At 49.6% G+C, this 10,844-nt stretch carries 12 protein-coding genes and 1 pseudogene; 10 read left to right on the top strand and 3 right to left on the bottom strand.

What is annotated here, in order from left to right; translation table 11 throughout:
* Positions 1 to 365 (top strand): IS66 family transposase (locus tag E5355_RS20205; protein ID WP_136008977.1); only part of this gene is annotated, 365 nt, incomplete at its 5' end.
* Positions 366 to 408: 43 nt separating this feature from the next.
* On the opposite strand, the pseudogene E5355_RS19620 reads toward E5355_RS20205, so the two are convergent.
* Positions 409 to 543, bottom strand: a pseudogene (locus tag E5355_RS19620) (AraC family transcriptional regulator); the annotation flags it as partial.
* 395 nt (positions 544 to 938) lie between these two features.
* On the opposite strand from E5355_RS19620, the gene argR reads away from it, so the two are divergent.
* Genes argR through E5355_RS02050 form a run of 5 tightly spaced genes read left to right on the top strand, consistent with a single transcriptional unit; the run spans position 939 to position 5,322 of the window.
* The gene (argR, locus tag E5355_RS02070; protein WP_136008975.1) at positions 939 to 1,412 is read left to right on the top strand and encodes an arginine repressor; all 474 of its coding nucleotides are present in this window, start codon (positions 939 to 941) and stop codon (positions 1,410 to 1,412) included.
* Between the two features lie 35 nt (positions 1,413 to 1,447).
* Entirely contained in the window at positions 1,448 to 2,005 is a 558-nt protein-coding gene (locus E5355_RS02065) for a GNAT family N-acetyltransferase (RefSeq protein WP_005825115.1), read from the top strand.
* A 13-nt stretch (positions 2,006 to 2,018) separates the two neighbouring features.
* Positions 2,019 to 3,230 (top strand): argininosuccinate synthase, encoded by a 1,212-nt coding sequence (locus E5355_RS02060; RefSeq protein WP_136008974.1) that lies wholly within the window; start codon positions 2,019 to 2,021, stop codon positions 3,228 to 3,230.
* Entirely contained in the window at positions 3,227 to 4,195 is a 969-nt protein-coding gene (argC, locus tag E5355_RS02055) for an N-acetyl-gamma-glutamyl-phosphate reductase (protein ID WP_136008973.1), read from the top strand. Before E5355_RS02060 ends, argC begins: the two co-directional genes overlap by 4 nt.
* Positions 4,196 to 4,200: 5 nt before the next feature.
* Complete coding sequence (locus E5355_RS02050; RefSeq protein ID WP_136008972.1) at positions 4,201 to 5,322, top strand: aspartate aminotransferase family protein; 1,122 nt, start codon at positions 4,201 to 4,203, stop codon at positions 5,320 to 5,322.
* A 94-nt stretch (positions 5,323 to 5,416) separates the two neighbouring features.
* Here the strand turns inward: E5355_RS02050 and E5355_RS20100 are convergent, their stop codons facing one another.
* A complete protein-coding gene (locus tag E5355_RS20100; RefSeq protein ID WP_256371982.1) occupies positions 5,417 to 5,551 on the bottom strand; it encodes a hypothetical protein in 135 nt (44 codons plus the stop codon).
* A 15-nt stretch (positions 5,552 to 5,566) separates the two neighbouring features.
* Positions 5,567 to 6,007 carry a DUF6078 family protein gene (locus E5355_RS02045; RefSeq protein ID WP_136008971.1) on the bottom strand — a complete coding sequence of 147 codons (441 nt, stop codon included), beginning with the start codon at positions 6,005 to 6,007 and terminating at the stop codon, positions 5,567 to 5,569.
* A 140-nt stretch (positions 6,008 to 6,147) separates the two neighbouring features.
* Between E5355_RS02045 and proC the strand changes: the two genes are divergently transcribed.
* The 4 genes from proC to E5355_RS02025 all read left to right on the top strand — a co-directional run bounded on the left by proC (position 6,148) and on the right by E5355_RS02025 (position 10,617).
* The gene (gene proC / locus E5355_RS02040) at positions 6,148 to 6,921 is read left to right on the top strand and encodes a pyrroline-5-carboxylate reductase (RefSeq protein ID WP_136008970.1); all 774 of its coding nucleotides are present in this window, start codon (positions 6,148 to 6,150) and stop codon (positions 6,919 to 6,921) included.
* Between the two features lie 25 nt (positions 6,922 to 6,946).
* Positions 6,947 to 7,501: a helix-turn-helix domain-containing protein gene (locus tag E5355_RS02035; RefSeq protein WP_136008969.1), complete on the top strand. Its 555-nt coding sequence runs from the start codon at positions 6,947 to 6,949 to the stop codon at positions 7,499 to 7,501.
* A 7-nt stretch (positions 7,502 to 7,508) separates the two neighbouring features.
* Positions 7,509 to 9,164 (top strand): AMP-binding protein, encoded by a 1,656-nt coding sequence (locus E5355_RS02030; RefSeq protein ID WP_136008968.1) that lies wholly within the window; start codon positions 7,509 to 7,511, stop codon positions 9,162 to 9,164.
* Positions 9,165 to 9,366: 202 nt separating this feature from the next.
* Positions 9,367 to 10,617, top strand: coding sequence for an acyloxyacyl hydrolase (locus E5355_RS02025; RefSeq protein ID WP_136008967.1), 1,251 nt, complete (start codon positions 9,367 to 9,369; stop codon positions 10,615 to 10,617).
* Positions 10,618 to 10,844: the final 227 nt, after the last annotated feature.

The raw sequence follows: 10,844 nt of genomic DNA, 5'->3' as shown, positions 1-10,844 counted from the left end.
TGCGGGAAGCCATCCATCTGAGGAATCAAAAAACTTATGAGGTAATCCCTAAAGATAGTTGGCTGACGAGGCTTGATGAGTTGCTCAAAAAGAACCTTGACAATATGCGCAATGAGTTCAATGAGATGAAAAGGGGGATAATCAGATGTCGAGATTACATATTCAACTTCCTTGAGAATCCGGCAATACCATCCGACAACAACGGCTCCGAACGCGGAATCCGGAAACTCAAAGTCAAGCAGAAAATATCCGGATGCTTCCGATCTGATACCGGTGCCGATGCCTTCCACGCTTTACATTCTATCGCTGACACGGCCTGGAAAAACGGACAATCCCCTCTTAAAGCTATATTGGCGCTCGTCTAAACTGACGGGCTAATTCTTCGTATCCTTTGTTCTCGCTGAATAGTTACCATTCCTCCTCTCCTCCGGTTTCCCGACCATAAGAGAAATGCTCGGTAGACTTATAGTCGAGCATAAAAGAGATTTCTTTCACCGATAAAGAAGTACCCACCAGCAATTGCTTAGCTTTACGCATTTCCAAACCATTCAAAGTAAAAGTTCCCAAAATTGTGCGCCCACTGGTAGCCCCCAAGTCGACCCCCAAAAAGCATTGTTTCATGATAATTTGTTTTAGTTGCTATTCAACGATACAAAAATAGGGGATTATCCCCCTACTTCTTGTACAGTTTTTGATTGAAAGGGTGTCAGATTTGACATTTGCATATCTATCCCATATTATATCAATACTTATCAAAGGTATACAGAAACTCTCCCAATAACGTAAAAGAACAGACAAACAAGGCTGCAACAAAGAGAACAAGAACAGTATATACAATATACCCGATGTATAAAAAGAATAAAAAAACTCTTGTTTTTGCATATTCTTTCCGAAATAATCCCTAATTTTGCGCTACTCTTAGAATAATTATACAGAAAATGAAGAAAAAAGCCAATCGGTTAGACGCCATCAAGATGATTATCTCAAGCAAAGACGTCAGTTCTCAGGAAGAACTGTTGCAAGCCTTGAGCAAGGAAGGCTTTGAACTGACACAAGCCACCTTGTCACGCGACTTGAAACAGCTGAAAGTAGCGAAAGCAGCAAACATGAACGGCAAATACGTATATGTGCTGCCCAACAACATCATGTATAAACGTTCGAACGATCAAAGTGCAAGTGAAATGTTGATGACAAGCGGATTCGTTTCACTTCAATTTTCAGGCAATATTGCCGTCATCCGTACCCGGCCCGGGTATGCCAGCAGCATGGCCTACGACATCGACAACCGGGAGTGTCCCGCCATTCTGGGTACCATTGCCGGAGATGACACCATCATGCTGGTGGTGCACGAAGCAGCGTCACATGACGAAGTACGCAGCTTCCTAGCGCAAATCATCCCGAACATTAAATGACAGATAACAACAAAAAACAAGAAATTAAATAAGAAATGGATTCGAAACAAATTGATGTGATGGTGGCTGACGCCTCACATGAAGTTTACGTGGACAAGATTTTGGATACCATCCGGGAAGCTGCCAAGGTACGCGGAACAGGCATCGCAGAACGCACGCACGAATACGTAGCTACTAAAATGAAAGAAGGAAAGGCCATCATAGCCTTGTGTGGAGACGATTTTGCCGGTTTCACCTACATAGAGAGCTGGGGCAACAAGCAATATGTAGCAACCTCCGGTTTGATAGTACACCCCAAATACCGGGGACTGGGACTGGCAAAACGTATCAAGACCGCTTCTTTCCGCCTGGCACGCCTACGCTGGCCTAATGCTAAAGTTTTCAGTCTCACCAGCGGAGCTGCCGTCATGAAAATGAATACCGAGCTGGGATATGTGCCCGTCACCTTCAACGAACTGACCGATGACGAATCGTTCTGGAAAGGTTGCGAAGGCTGTATAAACCATGATATATTGGTAGCTAAGAACCGTAAATTCTGCATTTGCACAGCAATGCTTTACGACCCGAAGCTGCACGAAGAGGATAAAATATAAAAATACTAAGGATATGGAAAAGAAGAAAAAAGTAGTAGTCGCATTCAGCGGCGGTTTGGATACCTCATTTACGGTAATGTACCTTGCCAAAGAAAAAGGGTACGAAGTATATGCAGCTTGCGCCAATACGGGTGGCTTCAGTGCTGAGCAGTTGAAGACAAATGAAGAGAATGCCTACAAACTGGGCGCCAAAGAATACGTCACCCTCGACGTGACGCAGGAGTACTACGAGAAAAGCTTGAAATACATGGTATTCGGCAATGTTTTGCGTAATGGTACCTATCCTATCTCTGTTAGTTCCGAACGTATCTTCCAGGCATTGGCCATCGCACGCTATGCCAACGAAATCGGCGCGGATGCCATCGCCCACGGTTCTACAGGTGCGGGTAACGACCAGATTCGTTTCGACATGACTTTCCTCGTCATGGCTCCGGGCGTGGAAATCATCACGCTGACACGCGACATGGCACTGAGCCGTCAGGAAGAGATTGATTATCTGAACAAACACGGCTTTGCCGCCGACTTCACCAAACTAAAATATTCCTATAACGTAGGTTTGTGGGGCACTTCCATTTGTGGTGGCGAGATTCTGGATTCCGCGCAAGGATTGCCTGAAAGCGCTTATCTGAAACACTGCACCAAAGAGGGCAGCGAGCAGTTGCGCCTCACTTTTGAAAAAGGTGAGCTGAAAGCTGTGAACGACGAAACGTTCGACGACCCCATAAAAGCCATCCAGAAGGTGGAAGAGATTGGTGCGGCATACGGCATTGGTCGCGACATGCACGTAGGCGATACGATTATCGGTATCAAAGGTCGCGTAGGTTTCGAAGCTGCCGCACCTATGCTGATTATCGGTGCACACAGGTTTCTGGAGAAATATACCTTGAGCAAATGGCAGCAATACTGGAAAGACCAGGTAGCCAACTGGTACGGCATGTTCCTGCACGAAAGCCAATATCTGGAACCGGTAATGCGTGACATCGAAGCCATGCTGGAATCCTCGCAACGTAACGTGAACGGTACGGCTATCCTCGAACTTCACCCGCTCTGCTTCTCTACCGTAGGTGTAGAAAGCAAAGACGACCTTGTGAAAAACAAGTTCGGCGAATATGGCGAGATGCAGAAAGGATGGACGGCAGAAGATGCCAAAGGTTTCATCAAAGTAACCTCTACGGCACTGCGCGCTTATTATTCAAATCATAAAGACGAGAAGGAGGGCATATGATTAAAGTAGGAATCATCGGCGGAGCCGGATATACGGCAGGCGAACTGATACGTTTGCTGCTCAACCATCCGGAAGCGGAAATCGTTTTCATAAACAGCTCAAGCAACGCCGGCAACAAAATTACCGACGTACACGAAGGCTTGTACGGCGAAACAGACTTAGTATTCACCGACGAACTGCCGTTGGATGAGATTGATGTACTCTTCTTCTGCACCGCACACGGCGACACGAAGAAATTCCTCGAAAGCCACAACGTGCCCGAGGAACTGAGAATCATCGACCTCTCCATGGACTACCGCATAGCCTCTCCCGAACATGATTTCATCTACGGCCTACCGGAGCTGAACCGCCGTGCCACCTGCAAAGCGAAGCACGTAGCCAATCCGGGCTGCTTTGCCACCTGCATACAGCTGGGTTTGCTGCCGCTTGCCAAACATCTGATGCTGAGCGATGTTATCATGGTGAATGCCATTACCGGAAGTACCGGTGCAGGCGTGAAACCGGGTGCCACAAGCCACTTCAGTTGGCGCAACAACAACATGAGCGTCTACAAAGCTTTCGAGCACCAGCATGTGCCCGAAATCAAGCAATCGCTCAAACAGCTGCAGAACAGTTTCGATGCGGATATTGACTTCATCCCCTACCGTGGCGACTTCCCGCGCGGTATCTTCACCACAATAGTGGTGAAGACCAAAGTGGCCCTGGAAGAAATCGTCCGCATGTATGAAGAATACTACGCCAAAGATTCCTTTACACACATCGTGGAGAAGAATATTGACCTGAAGCAAGTGGTAAACACCAACAAGTGCCTCATCCATCTGGAGAAGCATGGCGACAAACTACTTATCATTTCCTGCATCGACAACCTTCTGAAAGGTGCCAGCGGACAAGCTGTCCATAACATGAATTTAATGTTTAACCTGGAAGAGACCGTAGGATTACGGTTGAAACCTTCTGCATTCTAAAAAAAATGAATTTATTCGATGTATATCCCCTCTTTGACATCAACATCGTCAAAGGAAAAGGCTGCCATGTATGGGACGAGAACGGTACCGAATACCTCGACCTCTACGGTGGCCATGCAGTCATCTCAATCGGACATGCACATCCACATTATGTAGAGATGGTGAGCAACCAAGTTGCTACGTTAGGATTCTACTCAAACTCAGTAATTAACAAGCTGCAACAGCAAGTGGCAGAGCGCCTGGGAAAGGCCTGCGGCTATGACGACTACTCGCTGTTCCTCATCAACAGCGGTGCCGAGGCCAATGAAAACGCCTTGAAGCTCGCCTCCTTCCACAATGGCCGCACCCGTGTGATATCCTTCTCGAAAGCATTCCACGGACGTACCTCACTGGCAGTGGAAGCGACGAACAATCCTAAAATCATCGCTCCCATCAATAACTGCGGACACGTCACCTATCTCCCGCTGAACGACACCGAAGCCATGAAGGCCGAATTGTCCAAAGGAGATGTCTGTGCGGTGATCATCGAAGGCATACAAGGCGTAGGAGGCATCCAGTTGCCGACAGACGAATTCATGCAGGCTCTCCGCCAGACCTGTACGGAACACAACACGGTCTTGATTCTTGATGAAATCCAAAGCGGATACGGACGCAGCGGCAAGTTCTTCGCCCATCAATACAACGGCATCAAAGCCGACATCATCACCGTGGCCAAAGGCATCGGCAACGGTTTCCCGATGGCAGGTGTACTCATCAGTCCAATGTTTACACCAGTCTACGGGCAACTTGGAACCACTTTCGGTGGAAACCACCTGGCTTGCAGTGCCGCTCTTGCTGTGCTGGACGTCATAGAACAAGAAAATCTGATAGAAAATGCAGCACAAGTCGGTGACTTCCTGATGACAGAACTGAGAAAGTTCCCGCAAATCAAGGACGTTCGCGGACGAGGACTGATGATAGGACTGGAATTTGAAGCCCCCATCAAAGAACTGCGTACAAAATTGCTGAAAGAGCAGCATGTATTCACCGGCGTAAGCGGCACGAACGTACTCCGCCTGCTGCCTCCTCTTTGCCTCGGCATGGACGAAGCAAGGGAATTCCTGGAACGTTTCAAAAAAGTACTTTAAAATTCCGGCTCTTTCATTCCGGAAGTCAGAAAGAGTTGTCGGTCTTTAACTCCTTCTGACTCCCGGAATGCCCTTCTCTCATCGCTCCGGGTCTTTAGCCTCCCATACCCAGCCCATTTCCCACTACGACTGAAAGCGTTTCCCTTTCTATGGGAAACGCTTTCAGTCGTAGTGGGAAATGGGTTCCACCCCGGACAAAAATGGTGGAACCGATAACCCGTTCATACATAACGAAGTAACAGAATCAGGCTTTCCAATCGTAATTTTCCGTATAGCGGTCGTAAAGGGGAGCCGTCTCCACGCCTTCACGAAGGAAGAGCGCCGCTATCTTCTCCTGCTCTTCCACGGAAAGAGGGCGCTCTTGATGCAGGATGCGGTAGTAAGTAGGCTTGGAAAAGGAGTGGCGGACACGGGTCATCAGGCCCCGCGCAATGCCATAGGGCACTTCGTTGCACAAGCGGGACACGCCCCACGCCAGACGTATCTTGTCCGCCGGACGAAAATGCCTGCAACGGGTGTCGCCCATGGGATAGGCCGCAGGATTGAGACAGGTGACAAACTCCACCCCGGCGGGTGCATGAACCGCCGCCAGCCTGCGCAGGCAATGCTTGCCGTACGGACAGGCCTCATTAAAGCAATGGGCATATTTCGGGGGCACAAGGCCGTAATCAAACCCGTTATCCATAAACGTTTCTTTTATTATTAGGAAGACAAATATAGCCATAATCTTCCATTCGGCTTTACTTTTTGCCATAAACTTGTCACATTCAGTGATAAAATACATATCTTTGCCCTTCGAAAAGTATTCAGAATAAAACCATCGACATGAAAGCAGCCATCATCGGAGCCGGAAACATGGGCAGTGCCATCGCACGCGGCATGGCAAAGGGAAGTATCGTGCCCGCCACAAGCATCACCGTATCGAACCCCTCACAAGGCAAACTGGACAGGCTGAAAGCCGCATTTCCCGCCCTGCAAGTGACCCGCGACAATCGCGCGGCCGCCAAAGGCGCCGACATGGTGATTCTGGCCGTGAAGCCCTGGCTGATAGAACCGGTCGTCAAGGAGCTGGGCATAGAGGCGGACACCCTGGTGGTGTCCGTAGCGGCAGGCATCTCCTGCGGGCAATTGGCGGGCTACACCGGGAACCTCGGCCAGCCCGTATTCCGCCTCATCCCCAACACCGCCATCAGCGAAATGCAGAGCATGACCCTCATCACCGGAAACAACACCACCGACGAACAGCGCAAACTGATGCTGGACATCTTCTGCGAAATGGGAATGGCCCTATGGCTGCCCGAAGAAAAAATGGCAGCCGCCACAGCCATGACCTCCTGTGGCATCGCCTACGCGCTAAAGTACATCCAGGCAGCCATGCAGGCCGGCATCGAGCTGGGCATCTACCCCAAAGACGGCATGCGCATGGTAGCACAGTCCCTGAAGGGAGCAGCCGAGCTGATTCTGAACAATGACACGCACCCCAGCATCGAGATAGACAAGGTCTGCACCCCCGGAGGAATCACCATCAAGGGAATCAACGAACTGGAGCACGAAGGTTTCACCTCTACCGTGATAAAAGCGATAAAAGCAAGCAAATGAAAACCCATTTAAAACAAATATAATTATGGACGAACAGATCAGACAAATAGCCGAACGCCTGCGCGGACTGCGCGACGTATTGGAACTGACTGCCGACGATATCGCCCGCGACTGCGACATCTCCGCAGAAGAGTACCGCCTTGCCGAAACCGGAGAATTCGACATCTCCGTCAGCATGCTGCAGAAGATAGCACGGCACTACGGCATATCACTGGACGCACTGATGTTCGGGCAAGAGCCCAAAATGAATTCCTACTTCCTGACACGTGCCGAAAAAGGAACCAGTATAGAACGTACCAAGGCATATAAATACCAATCGCTGGCAGCCGGTTTCATCAGCCGCACGGCAGACCCGTTCATCGTGACCGTAGAACCTAAACCGGACAGCGAGCCGATACATTACAACAGCCATGCCGGTCAGGAATTCAACCTCGTACTGGAAGGCCGTATGATGGTCAGCATCGACGGCAAAGACTTAATCTTAAACGAAGGAGACAGTCTATACTTCAACTCCAAACTGCCACACGGCATGAAGGCGCTTGACGGAAAGACTGTAAAATTCCTGGCAGTAATCATGTAATAAAGTTATGGTAGAAAGATTTTTATCTCAAACATCCTTCACCTCACAGGAGGACTTCATCAAGAACCTGAAGATAAACGTACCGGAGAATTTCAACTTCGGCTACGACGTAGTGGATGCCTGGGCAGCCGAGCAGCCCGACAAACCCGCACTGTTGTGGACCAATGACCAAGGCGAATGCCGGCAGTTCACCTTTGCCGACATGAAACGGTACACAGACATGACGGCTTCCTATTTCCAAAGCCTCGGCATCAGCCGTGGAGACATGGTGATGCTGATACTGAAACGCCGTTACGAATTCTGGTTCAGCATTGTGGCACTGCACAAACTCGGTGCAGTGGTGATCCCCGCCACCCACCTGCTGACGAAGAAAGACATCGTATACCGTTGCAACGCCGCAGACATCAAAATGATAGTCTGCGCCGGCGAAAGCATCATCACCGACCATATCACGGCAGCCATGCCGGACTCTCCTACCGTGAAACATCTGGTAAGCGTCGGACCGGAAGTTGCCGAAGGATTCGAAGACTTCCACAAAGGTATCGAGGCCGCCGCTCCTTTCGTGAAACCGGAACATCCGAACACGAACGACGACATCTCCCTGATGTACTTCACCAGCGGTACTACCGGAGAACCCAAGATGGTGGCGCACGACTTCACCTATCCGTTGGGACATATCGTCACCGGCAGCTTCTGGCACAACCTGAAAGAGAGCAGCCTACACCTCACCATTGCCGACACCGGTTGGGGAAAAGCTGTGTGGGGAAAGCTATACGGGCAATGGATTGCCGGCGCCAACGTATTTGTATACGACCACGAGAAATTCACTCCCGCAGCCATACTGGAGAAGATACAAGATTATCACGTCACGTCGCTTTGTGCGCCGCCCACCATCTTCCGATTCCTCATTCACGAAGACCTTACTAAGTACGACTTATCCAGCCTGGAATACTGCACCATCGCCGGAGAAGCATTGAACCCCGCCGTATTTGATACCTTCAAGAAGTTGACGGGCATCAAGCTGATGGAGGGCTTCGGACAGACCGAAACGACCCTTACCGTTGCCACCATGCCGTGGATGGAACCGAAACCCGGCAGCATGGGATTGCCAAATCCGCAATACGACGTAGACCTGATAGACAACGACGGCCGTTCTGTGGAAGCCGGTGAGCAGGGACAGATTGTAATCCGTACCGGCAAAGGCAAACCGCTGGGATTGTTTAAGGAATACTACCGCGATGCCAACCGCACCCACGAGGCATGGAACAACGGCATTTACTACACGGGAGACGTAGCCTGGAAAGACGAAGACGGCTACCTCTGGTTCGTGGGCCGCGCCGACGACGTCATCAAAAGTAGCGGCTACCGCATCGGCCCGTTCGAAGTGGAAAGTGCATTAATGACCCACCCAGCCGTAGTGGAATGTGCCATTACCGGTGTGCCCGATGAAATCCGCGGCCAAGTGGTAAAAGCTACGATTGTGTTGGCAAAAGAGTACAAGGCACGCGCCGGAGAAGAGCTTGCCAAGGAGTTGCAGAACTACGTGAAGAAAGTGACGGCTCCCTACAAATATCCGCGTGTCATCGAGTTCGTCGATGAACTCCCCAAAACCATCAGCGGGAAAATCCGCCGTGTGGAAATCCGGGAAAACGACCAGCAATAATACTCATCACCCAGCACCTGAATCATAAGACAACATCCGGGTGAATAAATAAGGAGGGGGGCAAAATTGAAATTTCCGTTTTGACCCTCTCTTTCTACAAATAGTTGTCTCATTATGAATGCCAAAAGGACAAAAAAACTATATTTGCACGAAATTAAACTTCGCTTGAAACATTTATAAACAAGAAAGACCGACACGGCATATGAAAAACAGAATGCAAATATGGAAAATACTGGTTTTCTTAGGAGCGGTACTTTTCTTGTCTGATGCAATATACGCCCAACAATGGACATCCGATAACCATTCGGAATATAAACGGGATACACTCCCTTTCTCACAGCGCTTCATCCATAGATTAGGCGTAGAAGGGCGTGCTGGCTATATTTTTCAGACCAACCCTTTTTTGGAGTACTCCAACCACCAATATAAAGCCATGAAAAACACCTATGCCGGCCATCTGGAATACTCCTTCCAGTTCCGTCCCCACACCGTTGCCGACCAGGCTTATATAGGAGCCTATCAAGGAATTGGAGTCGGCTATTTCAACTTCGGCAATCCGGAAGAGCTGGGCAACCCACTGGCAGTCTATCTGTTTCAAGGGGGACGCATCGCCCGATTCAGCCCCCGCATATCCTTGAACTACGAATGGAACTTCGGCGCATCTTTCGGCTGGAAACCCTACGACGGCCAAGACAACCCGGAGAATCAGATTATCGGCTCGAAAGTGAATGCTTATCTCAATGTGAACCTTTACTTAAAGTGGGCGCTCTCCCCCAAATTCGACCTGATGATAGGAGCTACCGGAAGCCACTTTTCCAACGGAAATACCCAATATCCCAACTCCGGTCTGAACACGGTGGACTGCAAAGTGGGGCTAGCATACAACCTTAACCGCAGAGCAGATGAACTCGCCCAATCATGGCAACGCCCTATTGTTCCTCCATTCCCCCGCCACGTCAGCTACGACCTGACTTTGTTCGGCTCCTGGCGAAAGAAAGCAGTGGCCCATGAGGGCAGTAGTGGCCAGGTACCCGCACCCGGCACTTACAACGTGGTCGGTTTCAGCTTTGCACCCATGTACAACTTCGGCTATAAATTCCGCGCCGGTGTGGCTCTGGACGGCGTATACGACCACAGCGCGAACATGAAGGAATCGTACGATGAAGAGAACGGCTTCCATACTCCGCCCGCCAAGAAGCAGATGGCATTGGGCTTATCCGCCCGCGGAGAACTTGTCATGCCCTACTTCACGGTAGGTATCGGTCTGGGGGCCAACATTCTGCACGGTGGTGGTGACATGAAGTCTTTCTATCAGATTCTTGCCCTGAAAATAGACGTAACACGCAATTCGTATCTCCATATAGGATATAACCTCCGGGAATTTCATGAGCCCAATTATCTGATGTTGGGCATCGGCTATCGGTTCAACAACAAACGCCCCAAGCTGTTCTGAACAATAAAGAGGAAGCTATTCATATAAATTCTTTCTTTCATCGGTAAGCACATGCCAATAAGGAAAAACAAAGTGTTCTCCACAATAAGAACAACTTGTTCCATTAAGGAAAACACTTTGTCCGCTACGGTTTATAAATATTTATCCACTCCATTTGCACAGCGTACCGTCTTCCGTTCATCCAGCATTCTCATATACTGCAAATTCTTAGCTTTATTGTACAATAA

Source organism: Bacteroides muris (ex Afrizal et al. 2022) (genome assembly GCF_004793475.1).
In the GTDB taxonomy this organism is placed as follows: domain Bacteria; phylum Bacteroidota; class Bacteroidia; order Bacteroidales; family Bacteroidaceae; genus Bacteroides; species Bacteroides muris.
The sequence above is the reverse complement of the archived record's forward strand: the minus strand, read 5'-3'. Positions and strand labels throughout refer to the sequence as shown.